This is a genomic window from Vibrio sp. YIC-376 (assembly GCF_052353105.1).
Lineage (GTDB): Bacteria > Pseudomonadota > Gammaproteobacteria > Enterobacterales > Vibrionaceae > Vibrio.
The window spans coordinates 522,156-542,936 of sequence record NZ_JBBWFK010000002.1 but is presented as its reverse complement, the minus strand read 5'-3'; the positions used below and the strand labels follow the sequence as shown (position 1 = coordinate 542,936).

Genomic DNA, 20,781 nt, shown 5'->3' with positions numbered 1-20,781 from the left:
AACTCCTAGGAGGACAGGTATTGGTTGAGTTGCTTAAGTGCTTGCTTGTGTAGCTGACAAACTCTGGGAGGCGTCAGGTTAAGCACCAGTGCTATTTCATTAAGGTTGAGTTCATGCTGATAGAATAGGGTGAGCATCAACTGATCGCGTTTAGGAAGGCACTCCATCGCTGACTCCAGACTGCGCCGCACCTGCTCGTGAGCCATGCCGTCATAATGTGCGTCTAAATGTGTTTCGATGCCATGTTCAATGAGCTGATCCAGACTTTGCATTTCACCTGCCAGTGACGCATTTTGGCGCGCTAGGTAATCTTCTTGATCTGTCCCGAGTGCCTGTATGATCTCGGCATCTGAAGGTTGTCTGCCAAGGGAACGAGTCAGGTCACGAGTTACGTCATTAAGTTCATGTGCTTGCTGACGAGTCTTGCGAGAACGCCAGTCCAGACGGCGCAGTTCATCCAGAATCGCACCACGAATCCGGCAGACAGCAAATGCAGGAAAATTCGGGTCATCGATGTCTCCATAACGGCGGCCTGCTTCAAGTAGTCCGATAAGACCAATTTGTTGCATATCTTCAATGCTGCAATGCTGAGTAGCATGGACCTTTAGCTGGTTGACGATACGCTTTACCAGAATCTGGTGTTGCTCAAGAAGTTTGTTTTCATCGATGGGATTTGACGGAGAGTGGATGTCTCCCTCCATCCCATATTCTTCCTGAAAATGGATATCCAACATAGTTTCTACCTACTGGACTACATACTTAGTCAGCAAAATATCGTCGATATCGTGAACGATATCGGTATCAGCGAAAGCCAGGAGAATGCTTTGTTTCACTTCTTCTTGTAGTTGATTTATTGCGCCGTGTTCGCTTAGCGTTTCATATGTCTTATCACTGAAAAGCTTGAGTAAGGAGTTGCGGACAACAGGCATGTAGTCATCGATAGCTTTAATGCGATCTAAGTGTCTGGTTTCAATCGCGACTTCAAGCATCACGAAATGGGATTGCTTTTTGCCTTTGACACTGAGCACCACTTTTTCCAGAGAATGGAAACTTGGCTTGGCTTCCCCTTCTTCTTGTTTTGCCTCGGCCAGAAATGCAAGAGGAGTATCTTCAAGCCACCCCTTGGTTTCGTTACTCTTGTCAGATTTTGTCAAGAACCAGAAACCACCAACCAGTGTTCCGGCTGATACGAGGGCACTGGTGATCACTACCGAAATAACTACGGCAAGCAGTTGCTTTTTAGACATAACTTTATTCCTCGAAAATTATGCTTGCGTACTGAGCCAGTGCTCAGACAGGTTTGATAAAGAGTCAGGTTTACTGGTGTCTCGTGCTGAGAAAATAGTGAAATGATCCAGTTCCTGCTGCGCTGTTTGCTGCTGGCTGCTGTCATCTGAGCCAACATTGACATTTACATTCACAAAGTTCTGATTTTGCAGCTCGGCGCGTAACCGCTCTGAAACCTGCACCAGTGCTTCTCTGGTGGATGCGGCATTGGCGTTAATCTGAACGTTCAGCGTGTCACCTTCCACACGGACTATCAGGTTTAGTTTCCCAAGTTCCGGTGGATCAAGACGAATCTTCGCTTCTTGCATGCTTTGCTGAGCCTGCAATGTGACTCTGTCATGAAGCACCTGCATCATTTGCTCCCCCCATTTCGCGGCGCTGGTGTCCACTTTTATGCTTGCCCATTCCGCACTGTGTACTTGATACGGAGCACCAAAATGTAATGCGGTCTGAGTATGGGGGGGAGCAGACGGAGCATGGCTTTGGATCGCGATGGCGTTAGGCAATAATTCCTTTGAGATTAGGTTGCGGGATAGCGGTGATATAGGCTCGTTAGAGGACATAGTTAACTGGGAACTGCTATTAGTTTCGCTAGCTGAGTTCAATATTGCTGTTTGCTGAAGTCCTCTTTCTGCACCATAGGTGGATACAGATGAAGAAGTATAGAAAGCGGAAGATGCCGGCATGTTCAGTGCTTTATTCGACTTATTTTCGCTTAACTTTAACAAAGCCGCCATAGCAGCCTGATCCTCAGAAAGAGAAGTGCCAGTTAACGATTTGGCATCCCCAGCCGGGTCTACTGGTGAAAGTTCACCTGCGATGAACAATTGCGGATTATTCGGAGTGGTACCGCTATGAGTGTTCATTGTTGATACCGGCGCCATTTGTGTAAATACCAGCGTTTCGGACGATACCAACTGCTCTTCCAGTGAATCGGAAACCTCTAGTGCTATAGGCTTGGCTTCCTGTTCTGGTAACTGAAAGCTGATTTTCGCTTCGTCAGAGTAACCTGAGGGACGAGCCTCGTGAATATTGGCTTCCTGCGGCCTTGATGAGGGCGCTTTTGAATTGGTCGCTTGCAGTAAAGGCGTGTTCATCACTCAATACTCCATGCTGACTGCAAGCTCATACGCTTTTGCTCGTTCATTGTGTGCTACTGCTGTAGACAGATCTTCGCCGAGCTCCTTCATGGCTTGTTCCAGAGCTGCAAACGCTTCTTTGTGAACAGCCCTGAGATTGTCGATTTCCAGAGCCAGTTGTGGATCCTGAAGTTGGGATTTATGGCTGGTAAGCAGTTCTCTCAGCTTCATGTCGTGTCGTTGAAGACTACTCCAATCTTTTGTTTTAAAAGAAATTTGTATCAGCTTAGATAGATGACGAAAACGCTCTGGAGACACTTTATGCTTGTTGACCAAAATTCACCCAACCTTCTCGAATGTTATTCATTACCTTCTCTACGGTAGTTAGCTTGCTCAGGTCGTTGTTGATGCTTGCCTGATAGAGCTCTAGCTGGCAAAAATCATAGAGCTGGTGGAGGTGCTCTGCGATTTCGCCGCCGTTTTCCATATCCAGCGCACTGTCGAGACCAATAATGATGTTCATACATTTGTTGATGGCTGTCCCTTTTTCTGCCAAGCGCTCAGTGCTGATATGACCACGAATGCGTTCTATCTCATCAAGTAATCCATCAAGTAACATCACAACTAACTGATGCGGGGATGCAGACGCAGCCTGTGCATCCAGCTCTACTTGTTGGTATGAGTCGTAATCTGAGCCCATTAACATAACTGTCTCCTAGTCGCTATTAACCAAACATGCTCATGGTTTGTTCCATCTGACGCATAATGGTGTTCATTTGAGTAAATTGTTTTAGGTAGCGGTCGTACGCCATATCGTATTTACGTTCGAGCACAACTTGCTTATCACTGATGCGATCGATACTTTGTTGGATAGCGTCCTTGCGCGATTTGAATAATCCGGATGAGAATTGCAGGTACGGTTCCACTATAGTGTCTAGTGAATCTAGGAGGTTACCGTCACCATTGAACATGTCTTCCAGAGCGGCACTGTTATTAAGCTGAGCCTGTTCAAACTTGTCAGAGTCCAGCTTCATCTTGCCCTCGCGATCAATCTCTATCCCGACATCGGCCAGACGCAGACCGCCAAACTCACTACGAATCATGGCGTTGAGCTGGCTTTCTATTGAACGTAAAGTTGGATCACTTGCCAGAACTGGACGTGTCTCTGTGTCACTATCTATTTTCGAATATTTATCGATGGTCGATACCAGAGAGTTATAGGCGTCGATGAATTTAGTCACCTGTTCTTTGGTTGCCTCTTCATCAGCGCCAATATCCAGTGTTAAAGCCGCGTCAGTTGCGCTTTGTGCTTTTGTGACCGTAATATCAACCCCATCAATGACGCTGCTGAATGTGTTACTACTCTCTGTCAGCTTAAGACCGGTATCTTTCGCGCCTAGCCAGATGATGGCGTCTTGAGGGGTAGTAATGTCTTTAAGCGTATTGAAGCCATCTTCAAACCAGGTTTGGCCTGTGCCGGAAGTGGTTACACTGATGCTGTTTGCGACACCAGTTTCTTCACTGGAGAGCATAAAATGTGTTTGCCCGTTGGAGCGGACCAGTGTGGCGTTGACGCCAGGATTATTAGCGTCGTTATTGATGGCCTTGACCAGATCCGCCATGGTTGCGATGCCATCTCCGTCGATGTCGATAGTAGATAAATCAAGTGTCATGGTATTGCCGTTAACCGTAAATTCCATCATTCCGGTTAATGGTATTTCTGTCGTCGAATCGAGTGTTGTTGGTAGCGTTGCGGAAACCTGATGAGCGGTCGCAACCTGCTCGACAAATATCTGATAGCTGCCTGAAAGTGCATTGGCGTCGGCAGTGGCAGAGAAGAATCCGTCTTCTGAGGTGGTAGCGCTGTTCTTGATGATGCTGCTAGTACTACTGTTCATTTCATCCACAGCAGTGCGAAATTCACGTAACGCGCTTTCAACTTTTTGTAGCGCATCTAGCTGTGACTGGTATTGCTTTGTCTGTGTCGAATAGCGTGTTTGAAAAGATTGGACATCATATGTTGCCAATTGGGTCGCCATCGAAATTGGATCTAATGAACTCATTGGAGTACTCCCATATTGTCGCTAGGTTTTAGGTTATTGTCGCGCATCATCGTGTGCTCCATTAGTGACTTTTGAGCAAGATGAGTGCCAGAAAATAAATGTTTATTTAACAATATCTTATGTTTGATTTGTCTATTTTACGGAAGCGGCCATTCCATATGACCAGTTCCGCTTTTCCTCGCGTGTTACTTGAGGATGCTTTTAGTAGTAAAAGGCGACCAAATTGGGGGTAGGATTAAATAAAATGTGTAGCGAAAACGATTTAATGGGCTGATTAGAATAATAAAAACAACCTCCGAAAGAAGGTTGTTTTCAGGACGGATAAAATAAGGCGGAGTACGAGAGTTCCGCAACTTAAATTAACGAAGTAGAGACATCGCCATGCCAGGCAGTTGGTTTGTCTGAGACAGTACCGTTGTACCTGCTTGCATCAACATCTGGTTCTTAGTCATGTTAGATGATTCAACCGCGAAGTCAGCATCTACGATTCGGCCTTTCGCTGCAGATGTGTTCTCAACCATGTTGCCTAGGTTAGCAATAGTGTGGTCAAGACGGTTGATGGTTGCACCGATACCTGCACGTGCAGTACCTACTTCGTTAAGGGCTGTTACTAGACCATCCATTGCTGCTGAAGCACCTGCAGTAGTACTGATATCAAACGCAGGAACGGTTGTTCCCAGTGCAGTGTGTGCAGCGATTACGTCAGTATCAACGGCTGCTAGTGACAATGTTTCAGCAGAAGAAGCACCGATTTGCAGCGTTAGACCACCAGTTTTGATACCTGCAGCTGTGATTAATGCATCACCTGCGTATTTGGTGTTTGTTACGATGTTAGTTAGCTCTTCGCCCAGCGCAGCAAACTCTTTTTGTAGAGAAGCTTGGTCGTCAGCAGTGTTAGTACCGTTTGCAGACTGTGTTGCTAGGTCGTTCATGCGGTATAGGATGTTAGTTGCTTCATCAAAAGCACCTTCCGCTGTTTGCAGCATAGACGTACCGTCTTGCGCGTTACGCATCGCCACGCTCATACCACGTGTTTGTGCTTCTAAGCGGTTAGAGATTTGCAGACCCGCAGCATCGTCAGCCGCTGAGTTGATACGGTAACCCGTACTTAGACGCTCCATCGCAGTGTTTAGAAGATTGCTTGTGTTGTTTAGCGTATTTTGAGTTACCAGTGATGCGTAGTTAGTGTGCATTGATAAAGCCATTGTAAAACTCCTTCGTTTTTCTCAATAGTCTGTAACTTGATTCAGGACTTGGGGTTCTTTCCCCGTTATTTAATAGAGGCGGACAAAGGAGGGAGAAAATTAATTAAAAATTTAATTAATTTGGAATTTTTTATTTTGGCGCCGTACCGTGACTATTTTGTCAGCAGCTGGCGCCCGGCTTTGAGGATCTAAAAGAGAAGAGATTGCTGTGTTAAGCGTGGTATTGCCGAAAGCATACTATTACCAGCTATCGTTTTCGGATCCAAAGCTTTTAAAAGAAAGTGGGGTCGGGATATCGCTGAAGTAGCCAAAGTAGTAGTTGGCACCCAATAGTTTGTACTGACTGAGTTCTGCCTGGCAGGCCACTCGGCTCGCTACCCACTGAATATGGTTTTTTCTCAGAAAACGAACGATAGGTAAGCAAGCCATTCGGGATTCTTTATCTTCCAAGGAGATGGCAAGTTTTAATACATCTGGCTTAAATGGGTTCAATTGGTCTAAATAAGTACACGGTGCTACCGTTTCGAACCACAAGGCATAGGCAAACTCCCTCACCTTTTCAATGAGCGATTGCCCAATAGAAGTAAAGCTCGAGCTTTCGTTCAACTGAAGCGAAGGGATGACATGGGAAAATTCTTTCTTATGGCATAGCAAAACCTGCTCAAAGAACTCTTTGCCTGGCGGCCAAATCAGAGCATCCAGCTTTAAAGGAACCACTACATTGCTGATAAAGTCCGGATGGAACGTTTCCATCTGAAATCGGGTTTGACGCAGCGCAAGATACAGGCTGTAAAGGTCGAGACAATAAGCCATCTTTTCTGATAGTGCGAACTGATAGACACTTTGTTCGCCTCCTCCGCCAAAGCGCAATGTTAAATGTTGAAACTCGATTTCTCCTGAACGGGTTTCACGAATTGCCTGACAAGCATGCCGAATGTCGTTGTGCTTGAATGCATCGTGAACCAGTCTATCGTCATCTGTCTCAAGGTGTGTTTCCATGAGCTTATCGAGATAACGGTGTATTGCCTGATATGATTTGAGACTAGCCAAGGTTTCCTACCACGTTTATTTGTTTATTTTCTGGAATTTCATTGTATGACAAGACCGCCAACCCTTGAGAGAAGGTTCGTGCATAGCGAGCAATCAATGGACGTAATTGTGGCATAACCAATAGGATTGGTGCCATCCCTTGTTGTTTTAATTGTTGCTTAATTAAAGGCAGATTTTGCTGAAACTGAGCAAGAATGTTCGGCTCTATAGGAAAACTATCCAACATGATTTTGCCGCTAGACTGAGCTTGCTGCAGTGATGCCATTAGCATGCGCTCCAGTTCATCCGATAAGGCATAAACGTTCAGCTCATTTTTCTGCCCTGCAACAAGATTTATTAAGGTGCGTCGAAGCGAGTAACGTATGTCCGCAGCTAGCAATATAGGGTCTTTTGTGTTTTCTGAAGACTCTAACATCGAGTTGGCGATGGTTCGAATATCTTTCAGCGGTACCTGATCTAACAACAGTTGTCGGTAAACTTTAAGTTGCTGGGCCGGGTTCAAAGCTGCGCTGAGCGCTTCTGCCAGTTTTGGCGCTTGTTGAGTCAGGCGTTGGGTTATTGCGTCCACGTCATCATGATTGAACAGTTCAGCCAGATTGGTCTTAATGACCTTGCTTATGTGGGTTGCAATCACCGTTGCGTCGTCAACAACCTGATATCCCATATTCAGTGCTTTGGCTTTATTGCTATGCTCTATCCAAACCGCAGGAAGCTGGTATGCGGGATCATGACCCAAGATGCCATCGATTTCTCCATAGGTCTCACCAACGGCAATCGCCATTAGACGGTCGGGTTCGATAAAGCCTTGCTCGATAACTTCTCCATTAAGTGCAATTGTGTATTGGTTTGGCTTTAGACTGAGGTTATCTCGAATACGAACTTCAGGTAGCAGAAAACCTACCTGTTCAGATAGGTTGCGTCGAACTCCACGAATGCGTTTTGTTAAAGGTGCTCCCTGATCTTTGTTGACCAGATGAACCAGACGGTATCCCAACGCCAGTGACAGGGTGTGAACATGAGGAATGTCATCCCAACTCAGTGGTGTGTCTTCCTGTTGCATGGCCTGAGAAATGACTTCGACTTCATCAAGCTGCGTGTCGACGGTTGGATTTTTGAGCTGACGCCAGCCAGCAAAACCCAATGCGGCTGCAAAGGTAAAGAAGGCGAGGTGAGGCATTCCCGGCACCATGCCAATCATCAGCATAATAGCTGCGACAGTAAACAGAGTGGCAGGCGTTGCTAACAACTGTTTCTGTAAGGTCTCCGACATGCCATTGTCGCTGTCATTGATACGCGTAACAATGATTGCAGCAGAAGTAGCGAGTAACAGAGATGGGATCTGGGCAACCAGACCATCACCGATAGTCAGTAGGGCATAAACTTTGAATGCTTCTGAGGCTGGAAGACCGTGCTCAAATACCCCGATGCTGATACCACCAATAATATTGATAAACAGGATCAAAAGGCCCGCAACGGCATCGCCACGTACGAACTTTGATGCACCATCCATAGAGCCATGAAAATCGGCTTCATTAGCAACTTCTCGGCGACGCTGACGGGCGGTTTCCTGATCGATCAAACCCGCATTGAGATCGGCGTCAATCGCCATCTGTTTACCCGGTAGCGCATCGAGAGTAAATCGGGCTGATACTTCGGAAATACGTTCACCACCTTTGGTGATAACGACAAAGTTGATGATCATCAGAATCACAAAGACCACCATACCCACAACGTAGTTTCCGCCGATGACGACTTCACCAAAGGCCTGAATTACTTTACCTGCCGCATCTCCGCCATTGTGACCGTCAAGCAGTACGACGCGGGTCGAGGCGACATTCAGAGTCAGACGCAGTAGCGTTGCAATCAGCAGAATTGTCGGAAAGATAGAGAAGTCCAACGGGCGCCTTGCGGTGGTGCTGACCAGCAAAACCAATATGGCCAGTACAATGTTGAAGGTAAACAGAGCATCCAGCAGCAACGGCGGCAAAGGTAGAATGACCATCGCCAATACCATTAGCAGAACCATCGGTATACCGACATAGCCTTTGCTTGAAATCTGAAGTTGTTTTAACCGGTTGAGCATGTGTTTGTATCCTAACGATGAATTCTGATGATTAATGCTGCAAATGTTGAGGGATAGTGAAGTGCGGCAGCGGCATTGGTTTTTCGCCCTGTTTAGTGCGGAATGCTTTTAGCTGCATAACGTAAGTCAGAATATGTGCCACAGCGATATAGAGTTGGCTTGGAACCGCCTGCTCAATGGCTGTGGTATGGTAAATCGAACGCGTTAATGGCGGAGAGTTTATGATCTCTACGTTGTTTTCTCTGGCAATACGTTGAATATGCATGGCGGTTTCATCCACGCCTTTCGCAACGACAAAAGGGGCGTCTGAAAGCGACGGGTCATATTTCAGTGCGACCGCGTAGTGGGTCGGGTTGGTGATCACCACATCGGCGGTTGGTACCATTTTGTCGATTTTACGCCGCGCGAACTGTTGTTGAATCTGGCGAATGCGCTGTTTTACTTCCGGACGCCCTTCGTTATTTTTGTACTCTTCTTTGAGCTCTTGCTTGGTCATTTTGAGTTCTTTAAGGTGTTCCCAGCGCTGGTAAGGGATGTCGATCAAACCAAACAGAAGCAGAATCGCCCCCATTAGCAGTAGACCATCGAACAGAATCATCATGATCGTTTTCACACCTTGGCCCAGCGGAAGATGCAAGAGATCGAGCAAAGGTTGCAGATTACTGTTCAGGTACCAGTACAAAACGGCAAAGATGACGGCGACTTTTAAGGTGGATTTAAGCAGCTCAACCAACGAGCGAGTAGAGAACATTCGCTTTACGCCTGAAATCGGATTGAGCTTACTTAATTTAGGCTGAGCATTAGGAAAATGAAGCATCCATCCGCCAAGAACCAAGCTACTTGCTACCGTGGCTAGCATGATGATGACAAACATTGGCGTTAGCATCGTGATGAGTATCCCCAGACTGTGGCCCAGTTGTTCGATTAACTGCTGAGGGTTATCTAAATCTGCTCGCGTCAGTACCATGTTGTAGCGGAAGATGCCCGATATGTTGTCCCAGATAGAGGTAAACTGGCTGTAGAAGTAGGTAAGCACGGCAAAAAAGATAACCGCAGTCGTAAACTCTTTGGCTCGGGGGATCTGACCATCCTGACGTGCCTTTTTTATTTTCTGCGGTGAGGCTTTTTCGGTTTTATCCTGAGATGATGAATTACTCATGCCTGCCCCAAAAGGTATTTACTGAGAAAACTTAATGCGTCGTGCACCAGCGCAGTGTATCGGGTTGGTACGCCAGAAATGGAAATAAGCACCGCAACGAGGCCGAGTAGCATGGTCATTGGAAAGCCTAGTGCATATACGTTAAGCGATGGTGCGGCTCGGTTCATCACGCCGAAACTGATGTTAGCTAGCAGCATCGATACAATGGCAGGCAGTGCTAAAGCCAGAGACGAAGCGAACATCCAACCAAATACGCTGATAATACCGTCCAGTGAGATGGCGCTGAATCCAGAGCCAACTGGCCACAATTCAAAACTTTGGATAACAATATCAATGATCAGCAGGTGACCTTCGAGAGCAAGAAATAACAGCGTACTGAATATGAGAAATATCCGCCCCAGAATGGCTACCGACATACCGTTTACCGGATCATTCATCATCGCCATACCTAAGCCCATCTGTAGAGAGACGATCTGTCCAAGCATGGTAAAAATGGTGAAGAGCATGTGCAGAATCAGACCGAAAAAAAGTCCCCATATCGCTTGTTCAAATGCGAGTAACAAGGAGGTTAAGGAGAATAGTTCGACGGCAGGCATCGCTGGCATTAATGGCGCAGAGATAACGACGATTGATAATGCTAAAAGGGTACGAATCCAAACCGGTATTAACGCATCACCAAAAAATGGCATTGAGATAAATACCGCACTTACTCGGAAAAATGGCCACCAGAACTGACCTAAGATGCGAGAGATGTCAGCGAACGTGATTTCCATCAGCCAATCATTCCCGGTATGTTGTAGAACAAGTAGTCGAACAAATCCATGATGGTTCTGAGCATCCAGTGACCGGCGAAAATAACCATTAACAGAGTCACCATCAGGCGTGGCAAAAAGCTAAGGGTTTGCTCGTTTATTTGTGTTGCTGCCTGAAAAACAGCGATGATAAGTCCGGTAATGAGACCTGGCACGACCAAGACCCCGACGATGGTAATGATCATCCAAACTGCGTTGGAAAACAGGGTTACAACTAATTCTGGCGTCATGGAATCACCCGTTACCCAAAGCTTGCAGCGAGCGTTCCAACTGTCATCGCCCATCCATCGACAAGAACAAACACAACCAGCTTAAAGGGCAGTGACACGATAAGCGGCGACAGCATCATCATACCCATGGCCATCAATACGCTGGCAACGACCAGATCGATGATGAGAAAGGGGATAAATAGCATAAAACCTATTTGGAAGGCGGTTTTTAGTTCACTGATCACAAAGGCCGGCAGGACAACGGCGAAAGAGATATCCTCCAGTTTTGAGTCCAACGGCTCATTGGCGATCCGAAGCATTTGCTCTAAAGAACTTTGTTGAGTCTGAGTCAGCATGAAGTTGCGAACAGGTTTCTCTGCGACAGACAGGGCCTGCATCAGCGTGATTTCCCCTTGGTCGTATGGCGTGAAGGCGTTGTCATACACATCTGTCCATACCGGACGCATGATCAGTAATGAAAGTGCCAAGGCAATACCAACTAATACTCGATTGGGAGGGCTTTGCTGCAAGCCCAGAGCCTGACGCAGTATGGCGAGTACAATGATAATCCGTGTAAAACTGGTCGCCATCAGAATAAAAGCGGGAAGGAAGCTTAACGCTGTCATCAGAAGCAGGATCTGCAGCTTAACACTATACTCCTGCTGAGAGGCACCATCACTGACGGATAAAATCGTTAGTCCACTGTCGGCAGCCATAGATGGCAGGGCAAAAAGCAGAATCACAACACCAAGCAGTGGAAGCCATAGCTGATGGCACAGAGGTTTCTTCATCCTATGAACAGCCTTATCTCGCCGCATTCGTCAGCGCTGTGTCCAGTACATCCGTCAGACGCAGACCGTACTTGTCATTGACAATCACGACTTCTGCATGACCCATCAAGGCTCCGTTCACTTTGACATCCAGAGGTTCACCGTTAAGTTTATCCAACTCGATAACTGTGCCTTCACCAGCTTTCATCAGGTCAGCAAGCGTAATTTCCTTGCTCGCTACTTCCAGTGTGACGGTAACCGGAATGTTCTTAAAAAAGCTGAGATCGCGCTCGGCAGCAGCAGGTGTGAACTTTGGTGTCTCGTCGTTTATGCCTTCCAGCTGGAAATCATCAAAATTCAGATCTTCGCTGTCAAAAGTGTTGTTTTCTAGTGATTCACTCATCGCAAGGACTCCTTGTCTTGGTTAATAATCAAAACTAATTGGCCATCTTTCTCGGCTACGTGTCCTGTAAACAGGCGCTCCTGGCCAATACTAACCGGGATATCAGAAAGCAGTTCAATGGGTAAAATGTCGTCAGGTTTCAGAGCGAGTAATTCGCTCAACGGAAGTGTCTTTTTGCTAAGCAGAGCATTGAGTTTCACTGGTGTAGACTCTAACGAGTGACAAAATGGTTCATACAACGCTTGATTAGATTTGAGCCCTAGCTGATCGGTTAAAACAGAGATCAGCTCTTCATTTAATTTGATGTGGATGAAGCCACTAGAGTCGCCAAAAGTCACCTTAATGGTTGCATACAGTCCCAAGCCCTGTGATGGCTCAAACTCGGATAAAGTCCACATTTCCTTTGGTGCCAGCCAGCTAATGATGAGCTTGCCTATTTTTTCCTGCAGGCGTAGGTCGCTATTGCTCAGCGTGGTCGTCTTTCTCTCGATTTTGGAACCAAAAAAGTGATCAGAGAGTCGGAGCAGAGTTGAATGGTCGATGTACACATAGAGAAGCCCACCCGCGTTATGACGAAACGTACAGGTATGAGGCTTAGCCATTTTATTCGGCGCAAGAGAGTGAAGAGAGACCTTACTAATAGAGGTCTCTACTTTTTCAGTTTTCAGCCATGTTTGCAGTTCATACGTTAACGTGTTGCATGAGTCTGATAACAGGCTCTCTAGCTTTTCACGGATAATATGTATTGGCTTACCCAACCATTCTATATTTAATGGTTGAAATTCATGAATAGACATTTTAATTCAGTGTTTGCTTTTATTTTGTTTAATGGAGTTGGATACTAAACCTCCAATTAGGTTGAAACGAGTTTACAGCGACGTGAACAGAGTGTCTATATAGTTATTTATATTTAATATAGATTATTGCGATGATTGTTAACTTAATGGAATTTAAGAATCGATTATTGTTTTCTTTATTATTATACTGATTTTTAGTATTGTGTGTGACTAGAAAATTGAGTAAAGTTTAGCCTTTAATAATTCCAGGGTTGCATATGAAATCTTCATCAACTATCTATAGAGTGTGATTTGAACCTGTTTTATCAGTTAATTTGTTTATTCGTCGTAACATAAATAGGGTAATGTAAATTAGAAAATGCTTTATTATTGATAAGGTACATGTTTCTTATTTGATTTTTGAATATGAGTAAATGTTTTCTGTGGCTTGCTTTTTTCTGGGTTTGTTCTATTGGAAAGGCTTTTTCAATAGAAATCCCTATGGATTTAGTGCGTTGGACATATAGTGGTAATCACTTCGAATGTAAGTTGGAATATTATATTCCTCAACATGGGAAGTTTTACTTCCGCTCAAATAAAAAGAACGAACTTTTATTTAATATAGAATTAAAGAAATATTCAGAAAGTTGGAACGAAGGCACGTTATTTAGCCAGTCGGCACCTTGGCAAAAAGAGTTAGAACAGAAATTAATCTCTGATAGTGCTGTCATCGATGATAAAAATATATCTTTTAGTCATAATATTGAAATATTACTCAATGCAACATCATCGGGAAGTTGGCTAAAAGTAATGCTAAGCGGAAGTAATACTTCCGCTTCACTTGAATATGTCGTCCCAACTATTCACTTCCAAGAGGGGGTGTCTAAATTTAAGCAGTGTAAAGACAAGTTACCTGAGATTTCTTTTTCAGAAGCGCGAGATGCTTTTATCTATTTCGAATCGGGGCAGCGTATAATTACCGCCTCTCAACGCAAGCACATACACGCTCTACATAGTTATGTGATCGTTGATTCACACATAAATAAGATTCTGATTGATGGGTATACCGATAGTACAGGTGATGCAGTTTCGAACCTGAAGATTTCCAGGCAGCGAGCAGAGCTGGTTGCCGATGAGCTGAAAAAACTAGGTGTTAGTGAGAACCAGATAGAGGTAAGAGCCCACGGCTCTCGCTACCCAATAAAAAGTAATACAACAAAAGCAGGCAGAGCGAAAAACAGACGTGTCACGATTAGGTTAGTCCGTGACAACGAAAAAGTGATACCTGCAAAAAAATAAAATAATAACTGGCACGACGATTTGTCGAGCCAACAGATATGATTAAGGTTGTCTATGTCAAGGATGGAAATTTTGTTGGTTGAGCCCAACGAACATTTTGCCCAGCTTGTAATGAATGTTTTAGAAAAGTCTGATTATAACGTCAGGCACTCACGCACAGGTCGTGCAGCACTGATTGACGGACGGGTGGACGTTACGCTAGTCAGTTCTAATCTGCCTGATATGTGTGTGCGGGAGTTTGTCGCCAGTCATCAGAAACAAAGCAATAGCGGTTTTGTTATAGCGATTGTTGAGCAGGATCAGGGTCTATTAGCTGCAGAAACAATGAAAGCGGGAGCAACAGATTATCTGCTGCGTCCGTTTGAAGCGACTCAGTTAATCAGTGTGTTGCGTCGGGTTGAAGCCTTAGGTAAGCCGATAGCAAACATCGTTGCAGAGTCTTGGCGCAGCAAACAGGTACTTCAGTTAGCTCATCGTGCTGCTTGTACAAGTGCCAGCGTGTTAATTACGGGTGAATCGGGTACCGGAAAAGAAGTACTTGCTCGCTATGTACACGAGCACTCTCCAAGGGCTGAAGGTCCATTTATTGCGGTCAACTGTGCTGCGATACCTGAATCGATGCTTGAGGCAGTTTTATTCGGCCATGTTAAGGGCGCATTTACTGGTGCTACGGGTTCTCAAAGCGGCAAGTTTGAGGAAGCGAATGGTGGAACCATCTTGCTTGATGAGATTGGTGAAATGTCTCCCGAGGTTCAGGCTAAGTTATTGCGCATTCTGCAGGAGCGAGTGGTCGAGCGTGTAGGTAGCCATAAAACCATCCAACTCGATATCCGAGTCATTGCCTCAACAAACAAAGACCTGCGTGAAGAAGTTCAGAAAGGGACGTTTCGTGAAGATCTCTATTATCGTCTTGATGTTCTGCCTCTTCATTGGCCTCCACTGCGCGAACGTAAAGAAGACATTCTGCCGATCAGTCAGTTTTTTATCAAAAAGTATCAGGACGGCAGCCATTGCCAACTGTCTCAGGACGCCATGGTTGCGCTTAGTCAATATCACTGGCCGGGTAATATTCGCGAGTTAGAAAACGTTATTCAGCGAGCTTTAGTCATGCGTCATGGTGACTACATCACTGCTCATGATCTGATGCTGCCAGTTAAGTTGATCGGTGCTGTACCAGATGAAATGCCAGCTAATAAGCTTGGACACGTAGAAGTGAAGAAGCAGGCTGAATACCAATATATTTTGGATAAGTTGCGAGAGTTTGGTGGTAATCGCACTAAAACGGCAAACGCTCTGGGGGTATCTACCCGTGCATTACGCTACAAACTAGCGGCAATGCGAGAGTACGGTATAGATCTGCAGTCGGTGCTTGGCTCGGCTGCATAGAGGAGATGACGTGATGGGAAGTCAACCGCTCAACAATTTAATGACCGCTGAACAACTGTTGTTGTCGAAAATGGAAACCATGCGTGCTGATGCTGCACCAGAGTTTGTTGTTTCGGCTAATCCGCTAGATGTACAAAAGGTTAATCAGTCTATGTCTTTCTCTAACGCAATGACGAATGTGTTGGATCTGGTGAATAAGCATCAGTCTGTGGCAAGTGAAAAAATGACGGCTGTTGAAACTGGTCAGAGTGATGACTTAGTTGGCGCAATGATAGCAAGTCAGAAAGCCAGCCTGTCATTTAACGCACTTATGCAGGTACGCAATAAAGTGGTCGCTTCGTTTGAAGATGTTATGAAAATGCCGGTGTAATTCATGTCTGATATATCTACCAACGTTATGAGCAATCTGGCTGTAAAGTCTGAACCGCGCATCGGTTCAGTATCCTCTAAAGAAACGGGAGATTTTACTAATAAAATCAAACTACTATGGGCGAGCAGCCAACGTAATTTAGTCTTGTCAGCAGTACTCGCGGCGATAGTCGCTGCCATCATTGTGGTGGCATTGTGGAGTGCTTCTCAGAGTTATCGTCCTCTATATAGCAAGCAGGAACACTTTGATATCAGCGAAATTGTGTCGGTACTGGAGTCCGATGGCATTAGTTATCGTCTTCAGGAACAAAGTGGTCAGGTACTGGTTCCTGAAGGTGAAGTAGCGCGAATTCGGATGCTGCTTGCTGCTAAGGGGGTGAAAGCAAAGCTACCAAGCGGTTTTGACTCTCTTCAGGAAGACAGTTCACTTGGTACCAGCCAGTTCATGGAAACGGCTCGCTATCGTCACGGTCTTGAAGGTGAGTTAGTGCGCACAATCATGTCGCTCAACGCGGTCTCAAATGCACGAGTACACCTTGCTATTCCCGCCAAGACTTTGTTTGTACGCCAAAATGCCGAGCAACCTTCTGCCTCGATCATGTTAGAGCTAAAACCTGGAGAAGACTTAAAGCCGGAACAGGTAGAAGCGGTGATTAACCTGGTTGTCGGCAGTGTGACAGCCATGAAACCTGAGTTTGTCTCTGTGGTTGATCAGTATGGTCGTCTATTGAGTGCAGATATAGGCTCCGCTGAATCGGGCAAGGTGAATGCTAAGTATCTGGACTACCAGAAAAATGTTGAGAAACAAATCATTCAACGTGCGGCGGATATGCTGACCCCGATTGTCGGCCCGAGCAACTTTAGGGTTCAGGTTGCTGCAGACATGGATTTCAGCAGAGTTGAAGAAACTCAGGAAATTTTGGATAACAATCCGGTCGTTCGAAACGAGCATACTATCCAGAACAACTCTATTGATAACATCGCGCTCGGCGTACCGGGCACGTTAAGTAACTTGCCGCCAGTGACTGGCGAAGTTGAGACCAAAGACAGCCAAAACACCAATGCACGTGCAGAAGTGAATCGTCAGTACGCGGTTGGCAGCAGCGTTCGTCGAACTCAGCATCAACAAGGTCAGATCGAAAAGATCAGTGTCTCTATTCTTCTTAATGATGCAGCGGCACCCAACGGAACGAACTGGTTACCAGGTGAGAAAGAACAGATCTCAACCATGATATCGGATGCCGTCGGGATCACGGCTGAACGAGGCGACAGATTGAGCATGATGAGCTTCAACTTTATGCCACTGAGTATTGAAGCGCCTCCAACGATTCCTTGGTGGCAGGATCCTACCATTCAGCAGCCTTTGCGTTATGTGATAGGCGGTATGTTGGGCTTAGCGATGATCTTCTTTGTCCTGCGTCCATTAATCATGCATGTGACAGGTGCAGATAAGGCATCACGTGAAGTTGAGTCTGCAGCGGAACCAGAGGAACACCTGTATAACAATATGCAAACCCGCGAAGAGCGTGAACGTGAAGAGCTGATCAACCGTCGCTTAATGGAGAAGGGAATCACCGCTTCAACCGGACTCGATGTGAGAAACGACATGTTGCCACCACCGGGGTCACCTCTGGAAATACAGCTTAAACACCTGCAGCTTATCGCGAATGAAGAGCCTGAGCGAGTTGCCGAAGTATTGAAACAATGGGTAAACGTTAATGAATACACAACAGCCAACGCAACCGCAAGCAACGCTTAATCACGTTGAACAAACGGCACTCGTACTGCTCGGTATGGGAGAAGATGCTGCAGCGAAAGTACTGCGTCATTTCAGCCGTGATGAGACTCAGAGAGTTACGAAAGCCATGGCGCGTTTAAGCGGAATAAAAAGTGATAGTGCTTACGGCGTTATTCAGAGCTTCTTTGAGGACTTTCGTCAGCACAGTGGTATCCGCGGGGCGTCTAAAGAGTATTTATCAAACACCTTGCGAAAAGCACTTGGTAATGACTTGGCGAAAGGCCTGCTGAACAATATTTACGGCGACGAAATCCAAAATAATATGCAGCGTCTGCAGTGGGTAGATGCCGAAATATTGGCTCGATTCATCGCAAGTGAGCATCCGGAAATGCAGGCCATTTTTCTGGCGTATCTGCCAGCCGAAAGCTCTTCTTTGGTACTTAAGCATTTGCCTGAGGATTACCATGACGAGCTGCTGTACCGTATCGCCTCTCTGCAGGATATTGACCACCAGATCGTCAGTGATCTCAATGACCTCATCGAGCGTTGCATTGAGCAGGTGTCGATCGCTCAGAACGCTCCGCTCTCCGGTGTGAAGCAAGTGGCGAATATCATTAACCGATTCGACGGTGACCGTGGTTCATTAATCGAAATGCTTAAGCTGCACGATGAAGAAATGGTCGGCAGGGTTGAACAGAACATGTTTGACTTTATGGTATTGGCACGTCAACGAGAAGATACCATGGACAAACTGGTGCAGTTGATACCAGTCGATCTTTGGGGTGTTGCGTTGAAAGGTGCAGAAATTACGATTCAACAGGCCATTAAAGCCTCCATGCCACAGCGTATGGCGAAAGCACTCGAAGATGACATGCAGGCTCGGGGTGCTGTACCGATCAGCCGTGTGGAAAGTGCGCGTCAGGAAATCATGCAAATGGTTCGCGAACTCCATGATTCTGGTGAAATCGAGCTTCTTCTCTATGAAGAGCCAACCGTGGAGTAAACTATGTCGGCTACAAAATCGAACTTACTCAAGGTTCCAGCATCGGGATATCGTGTTCATCGATTTCCACCTCTGGCTCAGCCTGTTCGTAAAGACAATGAGATGAACACGGATGATTCCTGGCAGGACGCTCAAATCGATCTTCAACAGCAGTTAGAAGCGGGTTTCCAGCAAGGATTAGAGCAAGGACATCAGGAAGGTTTTCGTCAGGGACTTGAGCAAGGTAAGCAGCAGGGAGTGATTGAAGGCCAGAAAGAAGGCTTCCAGAAGGGATTCATTTCTGGAGAGCAATCGGGCAAGCAGTCATTTATCGAAGCCGCCCAGCCAGTTCAACAACTCTATCAGGCACTTTCTCAATGGCAGGATGAACGTGAACAGCAGCAGCGCCACATAATTTGCGAACTGGTGCAAAAAGTGGCGCAGCAGGTGATTCGGGCGGAGCTTACGCTCAGACCTCAGCAAATTCTGTCGCTGGTGGATGAAATACTTGAGGCAATGCCGGGCAAGTCAGAGAAAGTTGTGGTTCATCTTAATCCTCAGGATCTTGAGCGGATAACCCAAGTTAATTCTTCTTTGCCAGCTGAATGGAAGCTGGTTGCCAATCCGGAACTGTCAGTAGGCGGATGTCACGTCGTCACAGAAGAAGCTGAAGCTGATGCCAGTTGTGATTCTCGCTTAGAAGTGTGTATGGATAATGTGAAAGAGCATCTTTTGGATGAAAGCACGCCTTTTAAAGCTGAAGGTGTCAATGAATAACGCATTTGACCACGACGTGCTCTCTGAGCGAATGAATGGCGCGTTAGCATCGCTCGACTCTATTCCGGTAGCCCGCGTTACTGGGCGCTTGGTAAAAGTAAGCGGTTTTATGCTTCAGGCTGTTGGATGCAGGTTTAAGCTTGAGCAACGCTGTTTAGTAGAAACCGCCGAGGGAGAGATGATTGAAGCTCAGGTGGTTGGTTTTGATCATTCAGTCGCCTATCTGATTCCAATTAGCCGATTGGGAGGCCTGTTTGCGGGTGCGAAAGTGGTGCCGCTAGATGGCGACAGTACAATCCAGCTTAGTGACCAATGGCTGGGGCGAGTCGTTAATGGATTGGGTGAAGCACTGGATGATGGCCCAAAGCTCCAAGGTGGAGAGCGTGTTTCACTTCATCCTAAACCGATAAATCCACTCAAACGTCGTCCTGTTGATACTCCCTTAGATGTTGGAGTGCGTTCAATCAATGGATTGCTAACCATAGGTAAAGGTCAGCGTATCGGGCTGATGGCGGGTAGTGGCGTCGGTAAAAGCGTGCTGATGGGAATGATCACCCAAAACACTGAAGCCGATGTGATTGTCGTTGGTCTGATTGGCGAGCGTGGACGAGAGGTCAGAGAATTCGTTGAACGTAACCTGACACCTGAAACACGTCATAAGGCCATCATCATTGCCGCTCCTGCTGATGAGTCGCCGTTGATGCGATTGAGAGCGACATTACTTTGTCATCGAGTCGCTGAATATTTTCGCGATAAAGGCAATGATGTACTTCTGCTTATGGACTCGTTAACTCGTTATGCAATGGCACAGAGAGAGATCGCGCTTTCATTGGGTGAGCCTCCTGTCTCCAGAGGTTATCCGCCGTCAGTTTTTAATATCTTACCCCAGCTTTTAGAACGCTCTGGAAACGGCGAAAACCACGACGGCAGTCTGACTGCTATCTACACCGTTCTTGCCGCAGGTGATGATCAGCAAGATCCGGTTGTCGATTCTGCACGCGCTATTCTCGACGGTCATGTTGTCCTGACCAGGAAACTGGCTGAACAGGGGCATTATCCCGCAATAGACATTAATGCGTCGGTCAGCCGCTGTATGACGTCATGTACTCAGTCTGCGCATTTGACCGTTGCGCAAAATTTCCGTCAGATGTACTCAAACTATCTTCAGGTTAAAGATCTCTTGCCATTGGGTGGATATCAACCCGGACAAGACCCTGAGTTGGATCGGGCTGTTGTTTTATATCCGCAGCTCAAAGCTTACCTTCAACAATCGGCTGATACGGCGGTGGACTATAAGACGAGTCTGACTGAGCTGGCTCAACTGTTTCAATAAC

General features: G+C 46.2%; 22 protein-coding genes. 7 read left to right on the top strand and 15 right to left on the bottom strand.

Annotation, left to right across the window (positions count from 1 at the left end):
- Window positions 1–5: 5 nt before the first annotated feature.
- From WJM94_RS06715 to WJM94_RS06645, 15 genes are all read right to left on the bottom strand, one after another.
- Complete coding sequence (locus WJM94_RS06715) at window positions 6–734, bottom strand: FliA/WhiG family RNA polymerase sigma factor (protein WP_444493464.1); 729 nt, start codon at window positions 732–734, stop codon at window positions 6–8.
- 9 nt (window positions 735–743) lie between these two features.
- The gene (locus WJM94_RS06710; protein WP_444493463.1) at window positions 744–1,247 is read right to left on the bottom strand and encodes a flagellar basal body-associated FliL family protein; all 504 of its coding nucleotides are present in this window, start codon (window positions 1,245–1,247) and stop codon (window positions 744–746) included.
- A gap of 18 nt (window positions 1,248–1,265) precedes the next feature.
- Window positions 1,266–2,384: a flagellar hook-length control protein FliK gene (locus WJM94_RS06705; protein WP_444493462.1), complete on the bottom strand. Its 1,119-nt coding sequence runs from the start codon at window positions 2,382–2,384 to the stop codon at window positions 1,266–1,268.
- Between the two features lie 3 nt (window positions 2,385–2,387).
- Window positions 2,388–2,702, bottom strand: a complete 315-nt coding sequence (locus WJM94_RS06700; RefSeq protein WP_444493461.1) for a LafD — start codon at window positions 2,700–2,702, stop codon at window positions 2,388–2,390.
- Window positions 2,686–3,072 carry a flagellar export chaperone FliS gene (fliS, locus tag WJM94_RS06695; protein ID WP_444493460.1) on the bottom strand — a complete coding sequence of 129 codons (387 nt, stop codon included), beginning with the start codon at window positions 3,070–3,072 and terminating at the stop codon, window positions 2,686–2,688. The genes WJM94_RS06700 and fliS overlap by 17 nt, the downstream gene beginning before the upstream one ends.
- Before the next feature lie 19 nt (window positions 3,073–3,091).
- On the bottom strand, window positions 3,092–4,429 hold the full coding sequence (fliD, locus tag WJM94_RS06690) for a flagellar filament capping protein FliD (protein WP_444493459.1): 1,338 nt from the start codon (window positions 4,427–4,429) through the stop codon (window positions 3,092–3,094).
- Between the two features lie 359 nt (window positions 4,430–4,788).
- Window positions 4,789–5,634, bottom strand: coding sequence for a lateral flagellin LafA (gene lafA / locus WJM94_RS06685; RefSeq protein ID WP_444493458.1), 846 nt, complete (start codon window positions 5,632–5,634; stop codon window positions 4,789–4,791).
- Between the two features lie 240 nt (window positions 5,635–5,874).
- A complete protein-coding gene (locus tag WJM94_RS06680; protein ID WP_444493457.1) occupies window positions 5,875–6,684 on the bottom strand; it encodes a diguanylate phosphodiesterase in 810 nt (269 codons plus the stop codon).
- Complete coding sequence (gene flhA / locus WJM94_RS06675; RefSeq protein ID WP_444493456.1) at window positions 6,677–8,767, bottom strand: flagellar biosynthesis protein FlhA; 2,091 nt, start codon at window positions 8,765–8,767, stop codon at window positions 6,677–6,679. The genes WJM94_RS06680 and flhA overlap by 8 nt, the downstream gene beginning before the upstream one ends.
- Before the next feature lie 31 nt (window positions 8,768–8,798).
- Window positions 8,799–9,926, bottom strand: a complete 1,128-nt coding sequence (gene flhB, locus WJM94_RS06670) for a flagellar biosynthesis protein FlhB (protein WP_444493455.1) — start codon at window positions 9,924–9,926, stop codon at window positions 8,799–8,801.
- Window positions 9,923–10,699 (bottom strand): flagellar biosynthetic protein FliR, encoded by a 777-nt coding sequence (gene fliR / locus WJM94_RS06665; protein WP_444493454.1) that lies wholly within the window; start codon window positions 10,697–10,699, stop codon window positions 9,923–9,925. The genes flhB and fliR overlap by 4 nt, the downstream gene beginning before the upstream one ends.
- A complete protein-coding gene (gene fliQ / locus WJM94_RS06660; RefSeq protein WP_444493453.1) occupies window positions 10,699–10,968 on the bottom strand; it encodes a flagellar biosynthesis protein FliQ in 270 nt (89 codons plus the stop codon). The genes fliR and fliQ overlap by 1 nt, the downstream gene beginning before the upstream one ends.
- Before the next feature lie 11 nt (window positions 10,969–10,979).
- Window positions 10,980–11,738: a flagellar type III secretion system pore protein FliP gene (fliP, locus tag WJM94_RS06655; protein ID WP_444493452.1), complete on the bottom strand. Its 759-nt coding sequence runs from the start codon at window positions 11,736–11,738 to the stop codon at window positions 10,980–10,982.
- A 13-nt stretch (window positions 11,739–11,751) separates the two neighbouring features.
- Window positions 11,752–12,120 carry a flagellar motor switch protein FliN gene (gene fliN, locus WJM94_RS06650; RefSeq protein WP_444493451.1) on the bottom strand — a complete coding sequence of 123 codons (369 nt, stop codon included), beginning with the start codon at window positions 12,118–12,120 and terminating at the stop codon, window positions 11,752–11,754.
- Window positions 12,117–12,917 carry a FliM/FliN family flagellar motor switch protein gene (locus WJM94_RS06645; RefSeq protein WP_444493450.1) on the bottom strand — a complete coding sequence of 267 codons (801 nt, stop codon included), beginning with the start codon at window positions 12,915–12,917 and terminating at the stop codon, window positions 12,117–12,119. The genes fliN and WJM94_RS06645 overlap by 4 nt, the downstream gene beginning before the upstream one ends.
- A gap of 405 nt (window positions 12,918–13,322) precedes the next feature.
- Here WJM94_RS06645 and WJM94_RS06640 point away from each other — a divergent pair, with 405 nt between their 5' ends.
- From WJM94_RS06640 to WJM94_RS06610, 7 genes are read left to right on the top strand one after another with little or no spacing between them, the layout of a single operon-like run.
- Window positions 13,323–14,195, top strand: coding sequence for an OmpA family protein (locus tag WJM94_RS06640; protein WP_444493449.1), 873 nt, complete (start codon window positions 13,323–13,325; stop codon window positions 14,193–14,195).
- A gap of 54 nt (window positions 14,196–14,249) precedes the next feature.
- Window positions 14,250–15,581, top strand: a complete 1,332-nt coding sequence (locus tag WJM94_RS06635) for a sigma-54-dependent transcriptional regulator (protein ID WP_444493448.1) — start codon at window positions 14,250–14,252, stop codon at window positions 15,579–15,581.
- Between the two features lie 13 nt (window positions 15,582–15,594).
- Window positions 15,595–15,951: a flagellar hook-basal body complex protein FliE gene (fliE, locus tag WJM94_RS06630; protein WP_444493447.1), complete on the top strand. Its 357-nt coding sequence runs from the start codon at window positions 15,595–15,597 to the stop codon at window positions 15,949–15,951.
- Window positions 15,952–15,954: 3 nt separating this feature from the next.
- A complete protein-coding gene (gene fliF, locus WJM94_RS06625; RefSeq protein ID WP_444493446.1) occupies window positions 15,955–17,709 on the top strand; it encodes a flagellar basal-body MS-ring/collar protein FliF in 1,755 nt (584 codons plus the stop codon).
- Window positions 17,669–18,691, top strand: a complete 1,023-nt coding sequence (locus WJM94_RS06620) for a flagellar motor switch protein FliG (protein WP_444493445.1) — start codon at window positions 17,669–17,671, stop codon at window positions 18,689–18,691. The genes fliF and WJM94_RS06620 overlap by 41 nt, the downstream gene beginning before the upstream one ends.
- A 3-nt stretch (window positions 18,692–18,694) precedes the next feature.
- A complete protein-coding gene (gene fliH, locus WJM94_RS06615; RefSeq protein ID WP_444493444.1) occupies window positions 18,695–19,447 on the top strand; it encodes a flagellar assembly protein FliH in 753 nt (250 codons plus the stop codon).
- The gene (locus WJM94_RS06610; RefSeq protein WP_444493443.1) at window positions 19,440–20,780 is read left to right on the top strand and encodes a FliI/YscN family ATPase; all 1,341 of its coding nucleotides are present in this window, start codon (window positions 19,440–19,442) and stop codon (window positions 20,778–20,780) included. Before fliH ends, WJM94_RS06610 begins: the two co-directional genes overlap by 8 nt.
- Window position 20,781: the final 1 nt, after the last annotated feature.